This is a genomic window from Bradyrhizobium sp. Kon56 (genome assembly GCF_055807635.1).
The window spans coordinates 46,926-69,159 of the sequence record NZ_JBVVOU010000002.1 but is presented as its reverse complement, the minus strand read 5'-3'; the positions used below and the strand labels follow the sequence as shown (position 1 = coordinate 69,159).

The following is a 22,234-nucleotide window of genomic DNA, read 5'->3' as shown; positions in this document are numbered from 1 at the left end:
CGGGGTCAAGCGGCGGCAGGCCGGGATAGGCCGGGGATATCAGGAGTTTCAAGCAAAAAGGGCGGCTCCGGGAGCCGCCCTTTTCGTCAGATCGCGATGCGCCGACCTAGTTCGCCGCTTTGGGCTTGTCGGTCGTGGCCTTGTCGCCGCCCGGCGTGGGCGCCGCGGACGCGCTGTTCTTGATGCCGTGGAGCAGATCGTCGGCGAGCTTGAGCGCCTTGTCGTCCTTGGCGTCCGGCGGAACGTAGGACTGCGAGCCGGTCTTCTCGTCGCCGTCGTTCTTGAGATGGCCGCGCAGCGAAGCTTCGCCCTTGGTGTCGGTACGCGACTTCAGCTCGTCCGGCACGTCCTGCAGCACTTCGATGTCGGGCACGATGCCCTTGGCCTGGATCGACTTGCCCGACGGCGTGTAATAGCGCGCCGTGGTCAGACGCAGCGCGCCGTTGCCGGAGCCGAGCGGAATGATGGTCTGCACCGAGCCCTTGCCGAACGAGCGTGTGCCGACGATGGTCGCACGCTTGTGGTCCTGCAGCGCGCCGGCGACGATCTCCGACGCCGAAGCCGAGCCGCCGTTGACCAGCACGATGACCGGCTTGCCCTTGGTGAGGTCGCCCGTATGCGCGGTACGGCGCTGGGTCTCCTCGGCATTGCGGCCGCGGGTCGAGACGATCTCGCCCTTCTCCAGGAAGGAGTCGGAGACGGTGACCGCTTCCTCGAGCAGGCCGCCCGGGTTGTTGCGGAGGTCGATGACGTAGCCCTTCAGCTTGTCGCCGATCTGATTCGAGAGGTTGGCGACCTCGCGCTTCAGGCCTTCGGTGGTTTGCTCGTTGAAGGTGGTGATGCGGATATAGGCGATGTCGTCGGCCTCGACGCGGGCGCGCACCGAACGGACGCGGATGTTGTCGCGCACCAGCGTGACGTCGATCGGATTGTCCTGGCCCTTGCGGATGATCTTCAGCTTGATCTTTGTGTTGACCGGGCCGCGCATCTTCTCGACCGCCTGGTTCAGGGTCAGGCCCTGCACCGCCTCGTCGTCGAGATTGGTGATGATGTCGTTGGCCATGACACCGGCGCGCGAGGCCGGGGTGTCGTCGATCGGCGAGACCACCTTGATCAGGCCGTCTTCCATCGTGACTTCGATGCCGAGGCCGCCGAACTCACCGCGGGTCTGCACCTGCATGTCGCGGAAGCTCTTGGCGTCCATGTAGCTCGAATGCGGATCGAGACCGGTAAGCATGCCGCTGATCGCGGATTCGATCAGCTTGGTGTCGTCGGGCTTCTCGACATAGTCCGAGCGCACGCGCTCGAACACGTCGCCGAACAAATTGAGCTGGCGATAGGTGTCCGCAGTGGCGGCTCGCGCGCTGGAGCCCATGAAGACCGCGCGCGGTTGCGTCACGAACAGCGTCAGCGCCGCACCGGTGGCCGCGCTGAGGAGGATAACTGAAGTCTTGCGCATCATCCGCGAACCTTCTCGCCTTCATTTGCGGCCCACCATGGGCCTGGATCGATTGGAGTGCCGTCTTTGCGGAACTCGACATAGAGCACAGGTTGACTCGCGTTCGTGGCGAGAATGGAGGCGACTTGAGAGGTCGACCCCATGGTCGCGACAGGCTCCCCCGTGAGCACGAATTGTCCGATGTTGACCGAAATGCGCTCCATCCCGGCGATCAGCACATGATACCCGCCCCCGGCATTGAGGATCAAGAGTTGTCCATAGCTGCGGAACGGGCCGGCATAGACCACCCAGCCATCACACGGCGTCGTGACCTGGGAGCCGGGCCGCGTCGCCAGCGAAATGCCCTTCTGGACCCCGCCGAGCCCGTCCGAACCGCCGAAATCCCTGATCTTGTTACCGTTAACCGGAAGAGGCAGGAGGCCCTTGGCCGCGGCGAAGGCCATCGCAGGGGTGGTGCGGGAACGATCCTTGAATGCGCCGGGGCCGGTCTTGGCGCTGGCGGCCGCGTTTGCAGCCGCCTTGGCCTCGGCCTGCTTGGCGGCCTCAGCTGCCTTCTCGGCCGCCTTGGCGGCGCTTTGCAGATCCTGCTCCATCTTGGCGATCAGCCCCTGGAGATCGCCGACTTGCCTTGAGAGCGCGACGGCGCGCGCGTTCTCGGCGTCGAGGTCCTTTTCGCGCGACGCCTGCTGACGCTGCCGTTCGTCGACCAGAGCCGCGAGCCGGGTCTGGTCGTTGCGCACCTTGTCGCGGTCGGAGGCAAGCTGGTCGCGCTCGGTCGCGATGGTCTTGCGCAAGGCCACGAGCTCGCCGAGCTCGCCCGCGATCTTCTCGGCACGGCCGCGCAACTCCGGCACCACGGCACCGAGCAGCATCGCCGTGCGCAGCGATTGCAGGGCATCCTCGGGCCGTACCAGAAGTGCCGGCGGCGTCCGCCTTCCGGCGCGCTGCAAGGCCGCCAGCACCTCGACGATGTCGGCGCGGCGTGAATCGAGCGAGCTGCGCATCGCCTGTTCGCGGCCGTTCAGCGATCGCAGCCGCGCTTCGGCCTCGTCAATCTTGGTCTCGACGGTGCGCACATTGGCGGCGGTGTCGATCAACTGTTGATTGAGCTGGGTGCGGTCCTGGCCGAGCGAGGTGATCTCCGCCTTGAGCTTGGCCTGCGCTTCCTCAGCGCTCTTCTTGCTGGCGCGCGCGGCTTCGAGCTCCTGCTCGCGCTGCTTGATCGCATCGGGCGCTACGGCCGCAGTCTGCGGTGCAGGCGTCTGAGCTTGCGCGAGGCTTGCGCCGGCAACGCCGGCGATCAGCAGCAGGTTGAAAATCGGCGCTCGCATCGCTTTAAGCAAAGGTGCTCGTTGTGGCGCGGATCACGCGCGGTGATAGGGGTGGCCCGCCAGAATGGTGGCGGCCCGATAAAGCTGTTCCAGAAGCATGACGCGGACCATTTGATGCGGCCAGGTCGCAGAGCCGAACGCGATCGCGAGCTTGGCCTTACGGCGCAATTCGGGCGAAAGTCCGTCCGCCCCTCCGATCATGAAGATAGTATGACCGGCACCCTCGTCGCGCCAGCGCCCGAGATGCCGTGCGAATACGGTCGAATCCAGATTCTGGCCGCGCTCGTCCAGCGCCACCAGGACCGACTTTTCGGGAATATGGGCGGAGATCGCCGCGGCCTCTTCGGCCATCCGCGTCGCCGTATCGCGCGCGCGGCTTTCGGGCAATTCGTGGATGGCGAGCTCGCGGAATCCGAGCTTGCGGCCGGCCTCGTCGAACCGCTCGAAATAGCGCTCGGCAAGCTCCCGTTCGGGGCCCTGCTTCAGCCGGCCCACCGCAATGACGGCTATGCGCATGATATGTTCAGGGTCGCGTTTTCTGGACCGCGCGCGATCTGCGCGCGCACGACGCTAGCATGCGCGTCAGCCGATTCGAAATCGGCCAGCAGCCTCTCAGATCGCCTTCGCCGCCCCTGGGCCCTGCGTGTACAATCTCTCGAGACTGTAGAACTCGCGGACCTCGGGTCTGAACACGTGCACGATCACATCGCCGGAATCGATCAGCACCCAGTCGCAATTGGGCAAGCCCTCGACGTGGATGTTCTTGATGCCGTTTTCCTTGAGGCCTTTGGCGACGTTCTCCGCGATCGCGCCGACATGCCGGTTCACCCGGCCGGTGGTGACGATCATGTAGTCGGAGTAGGCCGATTTGCCGCGAAGGTCGATGGTCACAGTCTCTTCCGCCTTCATGTCGTCGAGGCGGGAGAGGATCAGGCTCAGCGTCTTGTCGGCGTCGGGTTGCGCCTTCAAGGCCGCAGCTTTGGTCGATGTTTTACGCGTCGGCTTGGCAACCTTGGGTAAAACAGACTTCGGTGAAGCCGTCTTGGGTGAGGCTGTCTTGGACAATACAGATGTGGTCAGGGACCATTCCTTTCACTGTATCGCGAACGCCGAATCCGGCGCCCACTGGTTACACTACATCATGTGGGGTTAAGGGTTTCAATATGCCAGAGAGCCCGAAGACCGCATGGCGTTCGCACAATCTGACTCACTTCGTACCTTTCCAGCTTCCGTCCGGGTTCCGTAAGCCGGTCGACGAGAGATTCAGCTTCATTCCGGTCAGGAATACCCAGGCCGGGGCGGCCCGATCCGCAAGCAATGGCGCCTCATTCTCCGGCATCCGATAGCGCCTGAGCGCCTGGGCGGCGGGAGAGGCGAGGGCGCGAAAACTCTGCGGCGGACGGTCGATGACCGCGATCGGCACCTGGTCGGCGATGCGCCGCCAGTGCTGCCAACGATGGAATTGAGCGAGGTTGTCGGCGCCCATGATCCAGACAAAGCGCAAGCCCGAGAGGCGGCGGCGCAAGGTGTTGATCGTATCGATGGTATAGCGCGTGCGAATGACGGATTCGAGACAGCTCACCTCGATCCTGGGATCGTCGGCCATTTCGCGCGCCGCCTGCATGCGCGCGCCGAGCTCATGCAGTGCGCCGTTCTCCTTCAGCGGATTGCCTGGCGTCACCAGCCACCACACGCGATCGAGCTGGAGTCGTTTCAGCGCGAACTGGCTGATCGCGCGATGGGCCTGGTGCGGCGGGTTGAACGAGCCGCCGAGCAGGCCGATGCGCATGCCCGAGGTATGGGTCGGTATGGCCTGCGCGAAGAAACGTGGCGCGACGAAATTGTTGCTCAATGCCCCGCGCCCTGCGTCGTCTACGGCCGCGTCTGCCCGGTGCCGTGAACGCGATATTTGAAGCTCGTCAGCTGCTCGGCGCCAACCGGGCCGCGGGCATGGAATCTGCCGGTGGCGATGCCGATCTCGGCGCCGAAGCCGAACTCGCCGCCGTCGGCGAACTGCGTCGAGGCGTTGTGCAGCACGATCGCGGAATCGACCTCGCTCAGGAATTTTTTCGCAGCGGTCTCATCGGCGCTCACGATCGCATCGGTATGGTGCGAGCCGTGGTTCTGGATATGCGCGATCGCGCCGTCGACGCCGTCCACCACCTTCGCTGCGATGATCGCATCGAGATATTCGGTGTCCCAATCGTCCGCGCTCGCGGGTTTGACGCGCGCATCGATCTTTTGCACGGCGTCGTCGCCACGCACTTCGCAGCCGGCCTCGATTAGCATCTCAACCAGCGGCTTGAGGTTTTTACCGGCTGCGGCGCGATCGACCAGCAGCGTCTCGGCGGCGCCGCAGACGCCGGTGCGGCGCATCTTGGCGTTGAGCACGATCGATTTCGCCATGGCGAGGTCGGCGCTGCCGTCGACGTAAATGTGGTTGACGCCTTCGAGATGCGCGAACACCGGCACGCGCGCTTCCTGCTCGACGCGCGCGACGAGGCTCTTGCCTCCGCGCGGCACGATCACGTCGATGGCGCCATTCAATCCCGACAGCATCTGGCCTACCGCCGCGCGGTCGCGCGTCGGCACCAGCGTGATGGCAGCCTCGGGAAGGCCCGCTTCGCGCAGGCCCTGCACCAGGCAGTCATGGATCGCGCGGCAGGAGCGGAAACTGTCGGAGCCGCCGCGGAGGATCACGGCATTGCCCGACTTCAGGCACAGCACGCCGGCGTCCGCCGCAACGTTCGGCCGGCTCTCGAAGATCACGCCGACGACGCCGAGCGGCACGCGCACGCGCTCGATGGTCATGCCGTTCGGCCGTTGCCAGCTCTCGGTGACGATGCCGACGGGATCGGCAATGCCGCGCACGATGCCGATGCCCTCGGCCATGCCCTCCACCCGCGCCGGCGTCAGCGTCAGGCGGTCGATGAAGGACGAGGTGGCGTTGCCGGAGGCGCGGGCCTCGGTGACGTCCTCGGCATTGGCGGCGAGGATCGCAGCTGAATTGTTGCGGATCGCCCGCGCCATGGCCTCGAGCGCCCGGTTCTTCTGCTCCGGCGGCGCCAGCGCCAGCACGCGCGCGGCAGCGCGGGCACGGGTACCGAGATCGGTCATCAGCGCCTGAAGATCGGCATTGCCGTCGACGGCTTTGAGGGGGGCGGCCATGGGAGTTTCAACCTTCTGCTAAGGCAGTGTCCTAGCACGGAAATCCCGCTTTTGCGAAGGGCGGGGCGGGTATGGCTGGTCTCCCGGTGTTGTGCCACCTCGGCCACTGGCCCAGCTCCGACGTCGTGGCCGGGCTTGTCCCGGCCATCCACACCTTGCCGCCAGCAAGAAAGAACGTGGATGCCCGCGATAAGCCCGGGCATGACGGTTTGGGCGTCTGTCGGCCCTTACCCGCCCACCACCAGATCATCCCGGTGGATCATCTCGGACCGCCCGCTGATGCCGAGGATGGCCATGACATCCGGGGAGGAGCGGCCCTTGATCCGCTCGGCATCGTCGGCGTCGTAGGCGATCAGGCCGCGGCCGACCTCGCTGGTGTCGGGGCCGCGCACGATCACGGCGTCGCCGCGGGCGAACTGGCCCTCGACCTTGATCACGCCGGCCGGCAGCAGGCTGGCGCCGGCGCGCAGGGCCGCGACCGCGCCGGCGTCGATCGTCAGCGTACCCTTCGGCTCAAGCGAGCCCGCGATCCAGCGTTTTCGCGAGGTGATGGGATTGGCCGGCGTCAGGAACCAGGTGCAGCGGCCGCCATCGGCGATCGCCTGCAACGGATGCTCGATCTTGCCCGAGGCGATCAGCATATGCGTGCCGCCGGTGGTCGCGATCTTGGCGGCTTCGACCTTGGTGCGCATGCCGCCGCGCGACAGCTCGGACTCGGCGTCGCCTGCCACAGCCTCGATCTCGGAGGAGATGCTGTCGACGACGGGAATGAGCTTGGCGTTCGGGTTGTTCTTCGGCGGGGCGTCGTAGAGCCCGTCGATGTCGGACAGCAGCACCAGCAGGTCGGCGCTCGCCATCGTGGCGACGCGCGCGGCGAGGCGGTCGTTGTCGCCGTAGCGGATCTCGTTGGTGGCGACCGTGTCGTTCTCGTTGATCACGGGGATCGCGCGCCACTCCAGCAGCTTGCCGATAGTGGAGCGCGCGTTGAGATAGCGGCGGCGCTCCTCGGTGTCCTGCAGCGTCACCAGAATCTGGCCGGCGCCGATGCCGTGGGCGCCAAGCACCTCCGACCAGATGCGGGCGAGCGCGATCTGACCGACGGCGGCGGCTGCCTGACTCTCCTCCAGCTTCAGCGGGCCGCGCGGCAATTTCAGGCGGCTGCGGCCGAGGGCGATCGAGCCGGAGGAAACGACGAGCACGTCACGTCCCCCGCGATGCAGCTTGGCCATGTCGTCGGCGAGAGCGGCAAGCCAGGACGCACGCACCTCGCCCTTGTCGGAATCGACCAGCAGCGCGGAGCCGACCTTGACGACGATGCGGCGGAATTGACTGAGTTCGGGGCTGGTCATGTGTTTTATGTGCTGGCGCGTGTGGCGGATTGCTCAAGCTATGGAACGGCGGAGCAAACAAGCGGCGCCGCTAAGGCCCTGCTTTTGCAGCAGGACGATGGCCCGCGCAAGGCGCCGGCATGCTAAAGGATGAACGCCGGGTTGCCCCGGGCGGCCGTCCGGCTCTCATGCTGCCAACCATAACGGTGGAGGAAACCCATGGATCGCCGCAAATTCATGGTCCGGTGTCTGAGCCTGCCGCTGCTGGCGCAGGTGGGAGCGACGCGCGCACAGGCTGGGCTCACCAAGATCATCTTCCCGTTCGCGGCCGGCGCGGGCGGCGACACGCTGTGCCGGCTGATCGCGCAGGAGATGGCGCCGGCGCTGCAGCGGACCATGGTGGTCGAGAACCGCACCGGCGGTGACGGCCTGATCGGCATCAAGGCGGTGAAGGGCGGCAGCCCCGACGGCAGCATGGTGCTGGTGACGACCGGACCCACGATGTACCTGCTGCCGATGGTCGAGACGATTCCGAGCTTCGATGCTGCAAAGGATTTCGTCCCGGTCTCGCTGCTGGCGCGCTTTGAATTTGCGCTGGTGATCAGCCCGGCGGTCGACGCTGTGGATTTCAAGTCGTTCGCGGCCTGGCTGAAGGCACATCCGGACAGGACCTCGTTCGGCGTACCCAGCAGCGGCACCATTCCGCATTTCATGGGCTCGAAGCTGGAGAAGGACCTCGGCATTCCCTTGAGCCGCGTGCCCTATCGCGGCAGCGCAGCTATCCTCAACGACCTCGTCGGCGGCCATGTTCCGTTCGGGATCACCACGCTGGCCGACGCGCTTGCGCAGCATCGCGCCAAGGGCGTGAAGATCATCGCGGTGAGCAGCGCGGAACGTTCGCCCTTTGCCTCAGAGGTGCCGACCTTGAAAGAGAGCGGCATCGATCTCGTCGCCGACGCCTGGTACGGCATGTGGCTTCCCGCCGGCAGCTCGCCGGAATTCGCAAGCAAGCTCGGCGCGGCCGCAAGCGCCGCGCTCGCCAAGCCCGAGGTGAAGGAGAAGCTCACCGCGATCGGTCTGATCCCGGTGGGCAGCAGCGCGGAAGGTCTGACCAAGGAGCTCGCCGCCAACACCGCGTTCTGGCAGCCGGTCGTGAAGGCGACGGGGTACAAGATCGAGAATTAGTTTCTGTTTGCGCTCCGCTCTCCGCCGTCATGGCCGGGCTTGTCCCGGCCATCCACGTGCACCGCCACCTAACGCAAGACGTGGATGCCCGGGTCAAGCCCGGGCATGACGAGCTGAGAGAGGCTCTTTCCGCTCACTCACAGCTTCGCGCGCTGCGCGATCCCGTCCTTGATCGACGCCAGCTCCGCTTCGTCCCAAACACCGATCAAAATCCCGCCCTTCACCTGGAGCTGGTTGTCGGCATAGGCGGCGATTTTCTCGCGCGGCGTCGTGATGTGGTCGTTGGGATGCAGCGCCCAGTCGAACAGCTCGGCCTGCAGTCGAGCGATGACGCCGGCGCACTCGGGATCGTCGCCGCGATCCAGAAACTCTTCCGGATCGGTTTCGAGGTCGTACAGCATCGGGCGGAAGCCTGAGGCGTGGATGTATTTCCAGCGGCCGTCGAACACCATGAACAGGCGACAGCGTTCGATCGGCTGATTCAGCTTCAGCCGCACGTCCTGCATGACATAGTCGTATTCGGAGAACGCCACCTTGCGCCAATCCGGCCGACTCTCGCCGCGCAGCAGCGGCAGCAGCGAGCGTCCCTCGAGGATATGGCCCGGCACCTTGCCGCCGAAATAGTCGACGAAGGTCGGCGCGAGATCGATGGCTTCGACCAGCGCATCGTTGCGCGTGCCACGCGTCGCATCCGCCTCCTTCGAGGGATCGATGATGATGAGCGGGATCTTCGCCGACTGCTCGTGGAACAGATCCTTCTCGCCCATCCAGTGATCGCCGAGATAGTCGCCGTGATCGGAGGTGAACACGATCATGGTGGTGTCCAGCAGGTCGCGCTCCTCCAGGAACTTCATCAGCACGCCCATTTGGTCGTCGATCTGGGTGATCAGGCCCATATAGGTCGGGATCACCTTCTCGCGGGCATCGTCGCGCGCCATGTTGCGGGAGTAGCGCATGTCCATATAGGCGCCGAACACCGGATGCGGGTTCTGCCGCTCGCGCTCGGAGCGGATCACCGGGATCATGTCCGATGTCGAATACATGCTGGCGTAGGGTTCGGGCGCGATGTAGGGCCAGTGCGGCTTGATGTAGGACAGATGCAGGCACCACGGCCTGCCGTCGGTCTCGGCCTCGCCGATGAAATCCATGGCGCGTCGCGTCATGTAGGGCGTCTCGGAATGCTCGTCCGGCACGCGCGCGGCCTTGTCGGCATGCACGAGCAGCCAGCCGTTCTGGAGCGAGCCGTCCTCGGCCGCGCCTGAATTGGCCCAATGCTCCCAGGGATTGGGCGCATCAAAACCCTGCTGGCGCAGATATTCGTCGTATTTCGGACGCGGCCGCCCGGTGGGATGCAGGCCGTCGTCACGCTCATAGGGCTCGAACCCGCATTCGGCGACGTGCACGCCGATCATCGATTCCGGCGGGATGCCGAGCGCCTTCATGCCTTCGAGATCGGGCGCCATGTGGGTCTTGCCGACCAGCACGTTGCGCACGCCGAGCTTCTTGAGGTGATCGCCGAGGGTGGGCTCGCCGACCCGCAACGGCCAGCCGTTCCAGTGCGAGCCGTGCGAGCGCATGTAGCGCCCGGTGTAGAACGACATCCGCGAGGGGCCGCAGATCGGCGACTGCACATAGGCCTTGCTGAAGAGCACGCCGCGCTTCGCCATGGCGTCGATGTTCGGTGTCTTCAGCGTGGGATGGCCGGTGCAGCCGAGATAGTCATAGCGAAGCTGGTCGCACATGATCCAGAGAACGTTCTTCGCGCGCGCCATGCGTGATCCCTGCCGTTTCTTGATTGTGGGATGCTGCGCTATCGAGGGCGCGAAGACAAGCTATCAGCGATGCACGCGTCTGCGGCCGTACATTCCAGCGTCGTCCCGGCCTTCGCCGGGACGACGAAAAATCAAACCGACCACGGCTCCGCTTCGGCCGCGCTCTTCGCTTTTGCAGAGACCGGGCTCTCGCCGATCACATCCGCAAGAGCGCGCAACGCTTCCTGCACGCCGTCGCCGGTGACGGCGGAGAGCAGCAGCGGCGTCTTCTTGGCGGCGCGCTTCAGCCGCTCCTTCTGCTTCTTCAACTCGTCCGGCTCGACCGCGTCGATCTTGTTCAGCGCGACGATCTCGATCTTGTCGGTGAGCTGTCCGGCATAGGCGTCCAGCTCGGTTCGCACCGTCTTGTAGGCCTTGCCGGCGTGCTCGCAGGTCGCATCGATCAGATGCAGCAGCACGCGGCAGCGCTCGACATGGGCGAGGAAGCGGTCGCCGAGACCGACGCCTTCATGCGCGCCTTCGATCAGGCCCGGAATGTCCGCCAGCACGAATTCGCGGCCGTCGGCATTCACGACGCCGAGCTGCGGATGCAGCGTGGTGAAGGGATAGTCGGCGATCTTCGGCTTGGCCGCGCTGACCTTGGCAAGGAAGGTCGACTTGCCGGCATTCGGCAGGCCGACGAGGCCGGCATCCGCGATCAACTTCAACCGCAGCCAGATCCAGCGCTCCTCGCCGGGCTGGCCGGGATTGGCATTGCGCGGCGCGCGGTTGGTCGAGGTTTTGAAATGCGCGTTGCCGAAGCCGCCATTGCCGCCTTCGGCCAGCACGAATTTTTCGCCGACAGTGGTGAAATCGTGGATCATGGTCTCGCGATCTTCATCGAAGATCTGCGTGCCCAGGGGGACCTTCAGCACGATCGACTTGCCGTTGGCGCCATGGCGGTCCGAGCCCGAGCCGTTCTCGCCCTTCTGGGCCTTGAAGTGCTGCTGGTAGCGATAGTCGATCAGCGTGTTCAGGCCGTCGGCGACCTCGATGATGACATTGCCGCCGCGGCCGCCATTGCCGCCGGAGGGGCCGCCGAATTCAATGAATTTTTCGCGGCGGAACGCCACGCAGCCGTTTCCGCCGTCGCCGGAGCGGATATAGACCTTTGCTTCGTCTAGGAATTTCATGGGCCATAGGTAGGCCAGCCGGTCCCGCGCGGCAACCCGGATAGACCCGCAAATCGGCCGAATTTCCGCGATTTTGGGGCGTGCTTAACCCCGGGGACGACGTTAGTTGGGCCGGCGCCGGATCAGGAATTTCTGCGTGCCCTCCAGCACCAGCTCCTTGCGCTGGTTGAACACGGTGCTTTTGAGCGTCACCGCGCCGGTCGAGCGTCCCGGCACCAGCTCAATGACCTCGAGCGCGGGATAGATTGTGTCGTCGGCGAACACCGGCTTGAGGAACCGGCTGGATTGCTCGAGGAAGCCGACCAGGGAGTCCTCGACCATGAACGGAAACAGGCCCGCGCCGGGTGCGGTGTGGATCAGCGTCTGGAAACCGTGGGCGAGCAGATGCGGCATGCCGCGGCTGCGGCAATACTCCACATCGTAATGCACCGGATGAGTGTCGCCGCTCGCGGTCTGGAACGCCGCGAACACGGCCGTCGTCTGCGTGCGGCTCGGCAGCACGAAACGCTCGCCGACCACGAAATCCTCAAACCAGCGTTGCGCGGGGATCATGCGATGCCGGGCCGGGTCGAAGTCGGTCATGGCTAAGCTCTTTCCTGGCTCTTTCGTTCGATGTCGCCCATCGCTACCGCGATGCGGAGAGTGCGACAATCCGTTCAATTCGTCCAACGCGGGCTTGTCCCGACAGCCTGCGTCATTACAACGGCGCTCAATGCCCCTTTTCAAAAATCTCTCGGCCTATGACGAACGCTCGGCGCGCCTCGCCGGGATTGCGCTCATGGTGCTGTCGATCTTCATGTTCTCGTTCGGCGATGCCATGGGCAAGTTCCTGGTCGGGACTTATTCTGTGGGGCAGCTGCTGTTCCTGCGCGCCTGCGCGGCGCTGCTGCTGCTGTCGCCGCTGGTCTGGCGGCAGCGTCACCAGTTCCTGCAGCTGGAGCGGCCGGGCCTCCAGCTCTTTCGTGTGGTGCTGTCGACGCTGGAAGTGGCGGCCTTCTTCCTTGCGACGGTCTACCTGCCGCTCGCCGACGTCATCACCTATTATCTCGCCGGGCCCATTTTCGTCACCGCGATGTCGGCGATCTTTCTCGGCGAGAACGTCGGCTGGCGGCGCTGGACGGCGATCCTGATCGGCTTCTGCGGCGTGCTGATCGCGCTGCGGCCCTCGGCACAGACGGTGAGCCTGCCGGCGCTGATCGCGCTTGGCGGCAGTCTTTCCTTTGCAACGCTGATGTTGATCACGCGCAGCCTGCGCAAGACGCCCGATATCGTGATGGCGTCGTCGCAATTCGTCGGCACGTTCCTGCTGGGTGCGGTGCTGTCGGCGTTCCACTGGGTGCCGCCGACACCGGGCAGCCTCGTGATCTTCGCGCTGGCGGGATGCGTCTCGGTCACCGCGCTGTTCTGCGTCAACCGCTCGCTCAAGCTCGCGCCGGCCAGCGTCGTCGTGCCCTATCAATATTCGATGATCGTCTGGGCGGTGATCTTCGGCTTCGTCGTGTTCGGCGACGTGCCCGAAATCGCCACCATCGTCGGCGCCGCCATCATCATCGCCGCCGGGTTCTATATTTATCTGCGTGAGCGCGATCTCGGACGCAGGGACGCGGATGTGAATCCGCCAGCGTGATTACAGCGGAATAAATTCGAGCGTCGTCCTGGCTTTCACCAGGACGACAGTTTGAGCCGCCTCCGCCCTACCTCACCCTTCGCGCGCTGCTCCAGCTCTTCAGCGACGCCCACACGCCGCGCGAGAGACGGAAGCAGTCGACCGGCGTGGACGAGCCCAGCGCCAGGAAGCGATGCAGCTGGACGCCGCTCCACTGGAAGCCGCACTTCTCCAGCACGTTGCGCGAGGCCGGGTTGGTGACGCGCGCGCCTGCATAGAGATGATCGTCCTCGAACTCCTCGAAGAAGAAGTCGATCGCGCCGCGTGCGGCCTCGGTGGCAAAGCCCCGGCCCCAATGCTCGACGCCGAGCCAATAGCCGAGCTCGGCGTTCTCGGGCGTCGAGCGGTCGATGCCGACCATGCCGATGGGGCCGCTGTCATGCTCGATCAGGAACACCGTCTCGCCGCCGGGCGCAGCGCTGGCGCGGATGAAGGCGATGGCGTCGTCCTGCGAATAGGGATGCGGGAGGCGCCTTGTGTTGTCGGCGACGCGACGGTCGTTGGCGAGGAGGGCGATGGTCCTGACATCGGCGAGGGTCGGCCGCCGCAAGGTCAGCCGCTCGGTGGCGACGACGCTGGGTCTCGCCTCCCGCAAGGTCACGCTCGAAAAATCCTGCAACATGTCCGGCTCCGTCGAAGTCACTAAAGTGAAAAGTGAGCACGCAAACGAAAGGGGAGGCCGGTTTCCCGCCTCCCCTGGAGCCTTCGATCTGTGATCTCAAGGACTCCGCCGGTTCGGTCTGGGACCCGGCGGACTCCAAATTTGATCCACCGTCTATTCAGCCGCCTCTGCGAGCGGGAGCACCGAGATGAAGGTGCGGCCGTTGGCTTTGGCCTGGAACGTTACGCGGCCCTCGATCTTGGCGAACAAGGTGTGGTCCGTGCCCATGCCGACATTAAGGCCGGGATGCCAGGTGGTGCCGCGCTGACGCGCAATGATGTTGCCGGGAATCACAACTTCCCCGCCGAACGCCTTGATACCGAGGCGCTTGCCCTTGGAATCGCGACCGTTGCGCGATGAACCGCCTGCTTTTTTGTGAGCCATGGCTCGTCTCCGAAATTCTACGTATTTCTAGATCAATTCCTTGACGGAATCATTTCACAATTTCTCACGCATCACTTCGTGATGGCGCGTGATCAAATTATGCGGCGGCCTCTTCGGTCGTGGTCTCTGGCTTGGCGACCTTCTCCCGCTTCGGACGCGGCCCCTTGGTGGGCTTGGCGCCGTCCGTCAGGATCTCCGAGATGCGCAGCACGGTGATCTCGTCGCGATAGCCGCGCTTGCGGCGCGAATTCTTGCGGCGGCGCTTCTTGAAAGCGATGACCTTGGGACCGCGCTTGTGGTCGAGCACCTCGACCGCAACGGACGCGCCGGCGACCGTGGGCAGACCCAGGATCGGCGTGTCGCCGCCGACCAGGAGAACTTCATTGAGCTGCACGATCGAGCCGACTTCGCCTTCGATCTTGCCTACTTCCAGGACATCATCCGGAACGACGCGGTACTGCCGGCCGCCGGTTTTGATGACTGCGAACATCGTTGTTTTCCTTCGTGTTCATTCCCGGCCTCGCGACATATTGTCGGGGCCGGCTTTTTGTCAGTCGTTATGGGTTTATGCGAGTTTTGTGCGGGCGGGAGTTATCCCTTTGAAAACCCACGTAAAAACAAGCGGCGCGAGAAACGCCCCGCGCCGGTTGCGGGATTTATAGCCGCTGATCCCCCGGAGTCAAGGAAAAGCCGGCGAAAACGGCCCGGATTTGAAGCATTTGGGCCCGATCCGGCCCGCAGGCGAATTTCGGACCGCGCCGCAACCAACAGGTTCCCCCGCCGTTGTCCCGGCGAATTCGGTCACACGGGCAAGGGGCTTACCATGGCAACAGACGAGCTGGTCAAGACGACGACGGGCATCGCCCATCACGGCGCCGAGCGGCTGCCGTCGGTGGATATCGACAGCTTCAACATCGAGATGAAGGACGAGGACGGCTTCATCGGCGACCGCGCCAGCAAGGGCGCGTTCAGGGAGATCCTCGAGCGCTGGCGCAAGCCGCTGCGCAAGTCCGGCGAGGACCCGTTCGGCAAGGAACCGTCGGACGAGATCAGCAAGAAGACGCTGGACGCCATCCTGGTCGGCGACGACACCGAGGCCTGGGCGGTGGTGCACAGCGCCATTGAGGACTTCGCCCAGGAGCTCGCTTACGTCACGCGGCGTTTCCTCAAGTCCAAGGCCTGGGCCAAGACCGAGCGCATCGTGGTCGGCGGCGGTTTTCGCGATTCCCGGCTCGGCGAGCTCGCGGTCGCGCGCGCCGAGATCATCCTCATCGCCGAGGGTTTTAAGATCGACATGGTGCCGATCCGTCATCATCCCGACGAAGCCGGCCTGATCGGCGCGTTGCATCTGGCGCCGTCGTGGATCTTCGAAGCCCATGACAGTATCCTCGCCGTCGATATCGGCGGCACCAACATCCGCTGCGGCCTGGTGGAGACCAGCTGGAAAAAGGCAAAAGACCTTTCGAAAGCCAAGGTCGTGAAGTCCGAGCTGTGGCGTCATGCCGACGACGAGCCGACGCGCGAAGGCGCGGTGAAGCGGCTCACGAAGATGCTGAAGGGGCTGATCACCGAGGCCGAGAAAGAAGGCTACAAGCTGGCGCCGTTCATCGGCATCGCCTGTCCCGGCGTGATCAACGCGGACGGCTCCATCGAGAAAGGCGCACAGAACCTGCCGGGCAATTGGGAGAGCAGCAAGTTCAACCTGCCGGCGAGCCTGCTCGAGGGCATTCCGCAGATCGGCGAGCACGACACCGCGATCCTGATGCACAATGACGGCGTGGTTCAGGGCCTCTCCGAGGTGCCGTTCATGCAGGACGTCGATCGCTGGAGCGTGCTCACCATCGGCACCGGCCTCGGCAATGCCCGCTTCACCAACCGCCGCAAGGACAACGGCAAGGACAAAGACAAAGACCGCGATTCTACGGAGAACGGGAAGAAAAAGGCCAAGTCCGACAAGGAGTAACCTTGACTGGTTAGGTTAAGGACCGGATTGCGTTGCGGTGCACCGCCCGCACGCTACGGTCGAAACCGTCGCCTCACCTGGCCGGCGAAGCCGCCCTTCCCAGCCAGTATTTCAATGAGCGGCACCGGGACCGCCAGTGTTTACCGCGTCTGGCGGTCCCACCCCGCCTTTTGCGGGTACCAGTGATTCGGCACCGACGTGCCGCATCGGGCTCGCGCCGGGTCAGTGGCGAACGGCTCAGGCCCATTCCCGCGCAAACCGCCGCCGAAATCCGCGATCGCCCCCGATCATCACCGTGACTCGTGGGTCCAGCCGGAAAACCGGCCCGATTTTCGCCCTCGCAAGCCTTGTCTGGCCCGCCATCCTCGCCTATTAACGCCCGAACCACAGGGGCCATGCTCCTTACTTGGCGCCTTCAGGAGAGGTGGCAGAGTGGTCGAATGCACCGCACTCGAAATGCGGCATAGGTGCAAGCCTATCGGGGGTTCGAATCCCTCCCTCTCCGCCACGGACCCTCCGAAACCGCTGAAACTCCCGCTTAACCTACAAAATAAGGCTTTCCGAAAAAGTCCGGTGGTACACGCAGGTGGTCACCGTGAGCCGTTTTCGCATGATCGAGCCGTGGGTAAATCCGCGTTCTGAGTTCTTCTGGTTTCGCCGCCGCGTACCCGCGAAGTACCGCGGTTTCGGCATGCCGGCCGAGATCAAATTTTCCCTCAAGACCAAGGATCGGGACGAGGCCCTCCTGCTGTGCAACGAGCACAATCTGAGGCTCGAGCGGGAATGGCGCTCCACTGTCGTCGGCAGGCCCGCTGACGAACTGTCGCATCGGCAGATCGTGGCGCTGGCCGGAGCGTTTTACTCGGAGACCGTCGGGACGCACGCGGATCAGCCGGGCGCACTCCTCCAGTGGCGGCAGGAGCTGGCGAAAATCGGCCGAAGCAAGGGCTTCCGCGGTGCGCTCGCGCGATCCGCCTACTGGGGCGAGGCGCGGGCATTCCTGCAGAGGAAGAGCATCCATCTAGTCGGGGAGCGTCTGGAGAATTTCATCCGTGCGTATGTTGAGGCGAAGGAACGCGCCTCGCAAACATTGGCGGGTGCCGCGATTGGTCAGTACGCCACGGTGGACCAGCCTCCCTATTATTATCCGAAGCTCGAACTGCCCAATCCGCCGCTGCAGTTCGAGACGCTCTGGGCGGAGTTCTGCGAGGCCCGAAAGATCTCGCCGGCAACCCGCAAGAAGTGGCGCCCCTATTTCGAGGAGATCATCCGGAGAGTCGGCACCGACGACATGAGCCGCGTCACCGAGCTACATCTGCTCGAATGGCGCGACGCGCTGCTCAAGAGGGTGCCTTCTGCAATCACCGTCCGGGACGGATATATCGCAGCCGCCAAGAGCTTTTTTGGCTGGTCGAAGCGCATGCGAAAAATTCCGACCAACCCCGCCGTCGAGGTGCATGTTGACATCGGCGGGAAGCACGGGCGCGACATGCGCGGCTTCACCGATCGGGAAGCGGCAATCATTCTGTCGGCGGCCCTCGCGCCGATGGGCGAACTCATGACGGCGGAGAATGCGGCCGCACGGAAATGGGTGCCGTGGCTCTGTGCGTACACGGGCGCCCGCGTAAACGAGCTCACGCAGCTCCGCAGATCGGACGTCAAGACGATCGAGGGCGTGCCCTGCATCCTCATCACGCCCGAGGCCGGCACGGTCAAGACGGTCAAGGAACGCACCGTCCCGCTACACCCGCATCTGATCGAGATGGGCTTTCTCGAATGGGCGCGGCGCCTGAAGGGAAAGGCGCCGCTGTTCTATTCGCTCGCACGGCAACGCAATCCCAACCGGAAGACGCGGACCAGCGCGTCCGTCGGCAACAAGTTGGCCGAATGGGTCAGAAGTCTTGGCATCAAGGACAAGAACGTGGCTCCGAATCACGGCTGGCGGCATAGGTTCAAGACGGCCGGGCGCAAGGCGAAGATGGATCCGGAGGTCCGCGACGCGATCCAGGGACACAAGCCGCGAACCGAAGGCGAGGAGTACGGCGAGTTTCCGCCGGGGGTGATGTTGCGCGAGATCAAGAAGCTGCCGCGCTACCGGGTCACGGCGGGCGAGCGCAGCGATCGACGCCGCGGCGGCCAGAGGCGGGTGGACCGAGCTGTCTCGACGCGAGAAACAACCTGACCTCAATGGGTGCAGATTGAGGAAGGCGTGGTTCGTCTCCCCGCCGTCTACTTCGCGATCGGTTCGCCCCAGAACTTGCAGTGATATCTGTACTGATCGTGCTTGAGGTCCAAGAGCCCCTGCGAGATGACGCGGTGTTCCTCGGCCGATTGCAGCACCTGCATCCTGACCGCGTATCCGGGGTTCTGCTTCTCGTGGACCTGCCGGACCGGTTCGCAAACGGCGTTGCCGTTCGTGCCGCCGTCCAACCAGTCGGAGGCGTAGTCGGGCAATCGGAGGATCGGCGGAGCCGGTGAGGCGCAAAGCCCGACGGTCTCGCAGGCCCCGTGCGCCTGTTCTCCGAACCTTTGCATCGCGACGAACAGCCCGACGAACGCAAGCAGGATGGCAGTCAAAACGCTCAGCGCCAGGATGACGCGCCTCGCCCATTGGGGGGAATCCTTCGGCGGCTGGACGATCGTGTCACTCATAACGGCACCTCATCGAACTAGACAACGCCCACCCGGGGAGCGCTGTTCCGGTCCATCGCCCCTCCCAAGGATTCGTGGGCTGGGGGCCGACACGGCCGGGCTGGGCCCGAGAGGCGGACCGGCGGGCTCATTTCCTAGGACTCGAATATCGGGGGTCGGGTGCCAGACCGGGGCCGAGCGCGGACCGATCCCACAAGGATCCGGTTTTCAGCCCCTCAAGGATTCGAATCCCCGGCCCATTCTGTGGGAGGGCCGCGAGGGCCGTGGGGAATCGGAGCCCTCCGGCCGGCCCCGGATCCGGCGCCCACGGCTTCGTGAGTGCGCCGCCGCTCTCACGGGATTCCCCCGGGTAGAGCCCCGGATACGCTCGGTGTGCGGCGGTGGGGCTGTTTCTGGACCATCGATCTGCGGATTTGTAACCAGATCGTGAACGGATTGAGCGGCTTGGTAACTAAACCGTGAGCGGATTTGGCGGCGTTTTGCACAGGCGAGGGTGACCTGCGCGGGCGCGGAAGCGGTCGCCGCGGTGCCGGTCGAGGTCCACGCCGTGCTCCAGTCACCGCCCTCGTACCTTCTGCGGCCACGGTGCGGCGACGAACGGGTACACCGGAGTGAACCCCACGTGCCCCGAAACGCATCCGAGTGCGCCCGGGCGCCGTGAATACACTTGCGTTTTCAAGGATGGCGAACCTTTCGGCTTGCCGAAGAAAAGGCTCAAGCCGCGCGGATTCCGGGGCATTCCGAGCACCTTTGGCGAACGAAGCGGGATCGCGGCGACGGCGCGGCGATGGAGGCGCCGGCATCCGCCGCCCCCGGCAGCCCCCGGCCGCCCCGAAAAGAGCGGGGCCGCGCGGCCGCGGACGGCGCGTGCGGCCCGTGGACCGGGCGTCGACCCGCAGGCTGCTCCCGAAGGCCGGCTACAAAGGGGATGTGCGAGGGGAAACGGCCGCGCAGGCGCTGGCGCCGCGCCTGGCTCAGGCGGGCTTGCCCGCGGTCCGAACGGGCTTGCCGGAGAGATCGACGTGCCTGGCGGCGGCCATGGCGGGCCTTGCGGCGACTTTGGCGGCTCTGCCGGCGGCCTTGGCGGGTCTGCCGACGGCCTCGACCTGCCCGGCGCCGGCTTGGCGTTCGGGGCAAGGCGCTTCGGCCGGGCGCGCGCCGCCGTTGCGGAAGCGGTCGGCGATGGCCACCCGCCGGGCGCCGTCCGCCCGCCAGTCGGCCTGCGTCATGCCCTCGGCGGCCTCCTGCAGCAGCGCGGCGCGCAGCGCGTCGCCGTAGGTCGCCGAAAGCCTCTCGGCCGACGTGTCGGCGTGCTCCGCGAATGCCTCGAGCCGCAGACGCGCGGCCTCGGCCCACTCCTTGGCGAGGTCCTTCAGATGGTGCGGGATCCGCCGCCCGACGATGCCGGCGTCCCTCACGATCCACTTGAAGGTCTGCCAGCCGAGCTTCGGTCCGCGATACCGCCCGCCGTTGCACCTGTGGAAGACGAATTCGCGGCCGGCCGCCATGTCCATCTCGTACCAGCGGCGCACCGTCGGCGCGAACTCGACGGGGATGACGTTGCCGGCCCGCCCCTTGTTGCCGCCGTATGCGACGTCGCCGTCGCGGTGATAGTAGATCAGCTCGTCCGTCACCTCGATCCAGGGCCGGTCGTTCTTGGGCAGCGGCAGGCCGTCGGAGGGCTCCATCTCCGGCGGCAGCCAGCGGGTGGGCGGCAGCCTGCCGTGCCTCGAGGCGGTGAAGGGCAGGAATTCGATGGCGCGCCTCCAGGCGACCCGGTTGCGGGCGTTCCGGCGCGCCTGCACGGGACCGTCCGGCCCGTCGACCATCTTCGGCGCGCCGCCGGGTTCGAACAGCCAGCCATCGGCCGCCTTCAGCAGCCGGTCGTACTCGTCGACGGTCCAGGCGCCCTTGGCCAGCCGGCCGGGAGGGGGATTGTGCAGCTTCAGCCGGTAGTCCGCCCCTTCTGCCCCGAGCTGCCCGTTCAGGCACATCTGAACCGTCTTGAGGTCGGCATAGCGCGACGTCGCCGGCCGGCCGGACCGCAGTTCGTACTGCCGGGGAAGCCAATCGCCCTTGAGGTCGCCGATCTCCAGTTCGGCAAAGACCCGCTGGAAGACGCGCACCGCCTGGTCGTAGGTCTCGCGCGTCTTCTTCTTCCTGTTGGCGTCCTCCTTGCCGTCGGGCCGGGGGCCGAGATTCTTCAGCCGGTAGCTCTCCAGCAGATCCTTGCAGGAGAGTCCCTCGATGCGTTCGATCGGCCAGTGCGACATCCGGATGCGGCGGCCCGACCTGCGCGCGAGGAAGACGAGGGCCTCGAGCCGCGCAGCGTCGGGCTCCTTGGCTTCCAGCACGTAGACCCGCGGCGCCACCGCCATGCCGCCTCCGGCCTCGGGTCCGCCCATCTGCGGCGCCTTGACCGCGAGCACGTAGCGGTCCTGCTTCCGGTCCTTGCCGCCGGACTTCTTCGGCGCCGCCTCGAAGCGGACGTACCAGGTGCATCCGCGCGGCGCGCGGTCGAGGAAGCGGCCCGGATGGACCAGCGGGACCTCCTCCAGGCCCGCGACGGCGAACGTCCGCCTGAACAGTTCGTCCGACATCGCCTTCGCCTCGGCGACCGTCAGGTCGAGGCCGTCCGGATTGGTCGAGGGCGCGATCCGCAGGAGGCGGGCGTCGTCCGTCGTCGGCATCGGCTCGTTCTCCTTTCCGCTTTCGGACATACGTCCTCCGGGCGACGGACCGGCGCACTTCGCGCCCCCGCCAGAAACGACTTCGAAATCCAAATGTCCGGTCGGCCTAGCTGCCGCGGCCGCCCCTGCCGGGCAGTAGCGAGGCGAGATGGGCCTCCCAGTCCGCTTCCGAAGGAGGGCCGCCTTCCGGGGCGGAGATCCTTCGGCATTCCGACATCGCCGCGAGCGCGGCGCGCGTCGTGTAGATCCGGCCGGCGATCCGGGCGTGGCCGAGATCGCCGTTCGCGATCGCGGTCCGCAGGCTCGACAGCGTCACCGGCCCGCGCGGCCACAGCAGCGCCACGGCCTCGTGCAGGCCCATCAGCTCGTGCTCGTCCCACCGGGCCGGATCGGGCCGCCGCGCCACGCGTTCGGGCGCGGCGCGGCGGCCCCCGCCAATTTCTCCATTTTTCCTGCGGGTACAAGGGGGTGAGCGGGCGTCCGCGGCCCGCCCCCCGCCGGCGCCGGCGCCGCCGTTCCGCCGGTCGCGGCGCCCGCTCACGCCCGCTGCCGCGCCGGCCGGCGCGCCGATTCCGCCATCTGCCGCAGCGCGCGCTTGCAGGTCATCAGCTTCCGCGCGAGCAGGACGGTCTCGAGCAGACCGGCGCGGTAGGCGGTGCGCAGCGTGCTCGCCGTGAGCGGGCCGTGCGGCCACAGCAGCGCGGCCGCCTCCGCGAAGGTCAGCAGTTCCTCGTCCGCCCAATCCTTGGGGTCGGGGCGGGCCGCGATGCGTCGGGGCAGCGGTGCCATGCAGATTGCTCCAT

21 protein-coding genes and 1 tRNA gene are annotated in these 22,234 nt (G+C 65.7%); 5 read left to right on the top strand and 17 right to left on the bottom strand.

Translation table 11 applies throughout. The features are described 5' to 3' along the window. Positions 1 to 106: 106 nt before the first annotated feature. From AC0L3B_RS03405 to proB, 7 genes are all read right to left on the bottom strand, one after another. Positions 107 to 1,462 (bottom strand): S41 family peptidase, encoded by a 1,356-nt coding sequence (locus AC0L3B_RS03405; protein ID WP_018459850.1) that lies wholly within the window; start codon positions 1,460 to 1,462, stop codon positions 107 to 109. Beyond that, on the bottom strand, positions 1,459 to 2,790 hold the full coding sequence (locus AC0L3B_RS03400) for a murein hydrolase activator EnvC family protein (RefSeq protein ID WP_085358283.1): 1,332 nt from the start codon (positions 2,788 to 2,790) through the stop codon (positions 1,459 to 1,461). The genes AC0L3B_RS03405 and AC0L3B_RS03400 overlap by 4 nt, the downstream gene beginning before the upstream one ends. Before the next feature lie 33 nt (positions 2,791 to 2,823). Further along, positions 2,824 to 3,306, bottom strand: a complete 483-nt coding sequence (gene rlmH, locus AC0L3B_RS03395) for a 23S rRNA (pseudouridine(1915)-N(3))-methyltransferase RlmH (RefSeq protein ID WP_085348681.1) — start codon at positions 3,304 to 3,306, stop codon at positions 2,824 to 2,826. Between the two features lie 96 nt (positions 3,307 to 3,402). Continuing rightward, entirely contained in the window at positions 3,403 to 3,759 is a 357-nt protein-coding gene (rsfS, locus tag AC0L3B_RS03390) for a ribosome silencing factor (RefSeq protein WP_007598906.1), read from the bottom strand. 238 nt (positions 3,760 to 3,997) lie between these two features. Continuing rightward, positions 3,998 to 4,642, bottom strand: a complete 645-nt coding sequence (locus tag AC0L3B_RS03385; protein ID WP_085348680.1) for a nicotinate-nucleotide adenylyltransferase — start codon at positions 4,640 to 4,642, stop codon at positions 3,998 to 4,000. 20 nt (positions 4,643 to 4,662) lie between these two features. Beyond that, positions 4,663 to 5,958, bottom strand: a complete 1,296-nt coding sequence (locus AC0L3B_RS03380; protein ID WP_085348679.1) for a glutamate-5-semialdehyde dehydrogenase — start codon at positions 5,956 to 5,958, stop codon at positions 4,663 to 4,665. A gap of 227 nt (positions 5,959 to 6,185) precedes the next feature. Next, positions 6,186 to 7,307 (bottom strand): glutamate 5-kinase, encoded by a 1,122-nt coding sequence (gene proB, locus AC0L3B_RS03375; protein ID WP_377787028.1) that lies wholly within the window; start codon positions 7,305 to 7,307, stop codon positions 6,186 to 6,188. A gap of 198 nt (positions 7,308 to 7,505) precedes the next feature. On the opposite strand from proB, the gene AC0L3B_RS03370 reads away from it, so the two are divergent. Next, entirely contained in the window at positions 7,506 to 8,471 is a 966-nt protein-coding gene (locus tag AC0L3B_RS03370) for a Bug family tripartite tricarboxylate transporter substrate binding protein (RefSeq protein ID WP_473380019.1), read from the top strand. A 137-nt stretch (positions 8,472 to 8,608) separates the two neighbouring features. Here the strand turns inward: AC0L3B_RS03370 and AC0L3B_RS03365 are convergent, their stop codons facing one another. The 3 genes from AC0L3B_RS03365 to AC0L3B_RS03355 form a co-directional block, all read right to left on the bottom strand. Then, entirely contained in the window at positions 8,609 to 10,243 is a 1,635-nt protein-coding gene (locus AC0L3B_RS03365) for an alkaline phosphatase family protein (RefSeq protein ID WP_456653091.1), read from the bottom strand. Positions 10,244 to 10,374: 131 nt separating this feature from the next. Further along, complete coding sequence (gene obgE / locus AC0L3B_RS03360) at positions 10,375 to 11,415, bottom strand: GTPase ObgE (RefSeq protein WP_027566428.1); 1,041 nt, start codon at positions 11,413 to 11,415, stop codon at positions 10,375 to 10,377. Positions 11,416 to 11,517: 102 nt separating this feature from the next. After that, positions 11,518 to 11,997, bottom strand: coding sequence for a MaoC family dehydratase (locus AC0L3B_RS03355; protein WP_275174164.1), 480 nt, complete (start codon positions 11,995 to 11,997; stop codon positions 11,518 to 11,520). 130 nt (positions 11,998 to 12,127) lie between these two features. On the opposite strand from AC0L3B_RS03355, the gene AC0L3B_RS03350 reads away from it, so the two are divergent. Beyond that, a complete protein-coding gene (locus AC0L3B_RS03350) occupies positions 12,128 to 13,042 on the top strand; it encodes a DMT family transporter (RefSeq protein ID WP_473380018.1) in 915 nt (304 codons plus the stop codon). A gap of 67 nt (positions 13,043 to 13,109) precedes the next feature. On the opposite strand, the gene AC0L3B_RS03345 is transcribed toward AC0L3B_RS03350, so the two are convergent. The 3 genes from AC0L3B_RS03345 to rplU form a co-directional block, all read right to left on the bottom strand. Further along, positions 13,110 to 13,703, bottom strand: a complete 594-nt coding sequence (locus AC0L3B_RS03345; protein ID WP_473380017.1) for a GNAT family N-acetyltransferase — start codon at positions 13,701 to 13,703, stop codon at positions 13,110 to 13,112. Positions 13,704 to 13,856: 153 nt separating this feature from the next. Continuing rightward, a complete protein-coding gene (gene rpmA / locus AC0L3B_RS03340) occupies positions 13,857 to 14,126 on the bottom strand; it encodes a 50S ribosomal protein L27 (protein WP_018459863.1) in 270 nt (89 codons plus the stop codon). 97 nt (positions 14,127 to 14,223) lie between these two features. Further along, the gene (gene rplU / locus AC0L3B_RS03335; protein WP_007604396.1) at positions 14,224 to 14,616 is read right to left on the bottom strand and encodes a 50S ribosomal protein L21; all 393 of its coding nucleotides are present in this window, start codon (positions 14,614 to 14,616) and stop codon (positions 14,224 to 14,226) included. A 333-nt stretch (positions 14,617 to 14,949) separates the two neighbouring features. Between rplU and AC0L3B_RS03330 the strand changes: the two genes are divergently transcribed. The 3 genes from AC0L3B_RS03330 to AC0L3B_RS03320 all read left to right on the top strand — a co-directional run bounded on the left by AC0L3B_RS03330 (position 14,950) and on the right by AC0L3B_RS03320 (position 18,271). Beyond that, complete coding sequence (locus AC0L3B_RS03330; protein ID WP_473380016.1) at positions 14,950 to 16,089, top strand: ROK family protein; 1,140 nt, start codon at positions 14,950 to 14,952, stop codon at positions 16,087 to 16,089. Between the two features lie 418 nt (positions 16,090 to 16,507). Continuing rightward, positions 16,508 to 16,597, top strand: a tRNA-Ser gene (locus AC0L3B_RS03325). An 87-nt stretch (positions 16,598 to 16,684) separates the two neighbouring features. Next, positions 16,685 to 18,271 (top strand): DUF6538 domain-containing protein, encoded by a 1,587-nt coding sequence (locus AC0L3B_RS03320; protein WP_473380015.1) that lies wholly within the window; start codon positions 16,685 to 16,687, stop codon positions 18,269 to 18,271. 47 nt (positions 18,272 to 18,318) lie between these two features. Here AC0L3B_RS03320 and AC0L3B_RS03315 read toward each other — a convergent pair whose 3' ends face one another. From AC0L3B_RS03315 to AC0L3B_RS03300, 4 genes are all read right to left on the bottom strand, one after another. Next, on the bottom strand, positions 18,319 to 18,741 hold the full coding sequence (locus AC0L3B_RS03315) for a hypothetical protein (protein WP_473380014.1): 423 nt from the start codon (positions 18,739 to 18,741) through the stop codon (positions 18,319 to 18,321). A gap of 974 nt (positions 18,742 to 19,715) precedes the next feature. Then, positions 19,716 to 21,461, bottom strand: coding sequence for a hypothetical protein (locus AC0L3B_RS03310; RefSeq protein ID WP_473380013.1), 1,746 nt, complete (start codon positions 21,459 to 21,461; stop codon positions 19,716 to 19,718). 76 nt (positions 21,462 to 21,537) lie between these two features. Beyond that, positions 21,538 to 21,792, bottom strand: a complete 255-nt coding sequence (locus AC0L3B_RS03305; protein ID WP_473380012.1) for a hypothetical protein — start codon at positions 21,790 to 21,792, stop codon at positions 21,538 to 21,540. 176 nt (positions 21,793 to 21,968) lie between these two features. Continuing rightward, positions 21,969 to 22,220, bottom strand: a complete 252-nt coding sequence (locus AC0L3B_RS03300; protein ID WP_275174461.1) for a hypothetical protein — start codon at positions 22,218 to 22,220, stop codon at positions 21,969 to 21,971. Positions 22,221 to 22,234: the final 14 nt, after the last annotated feature.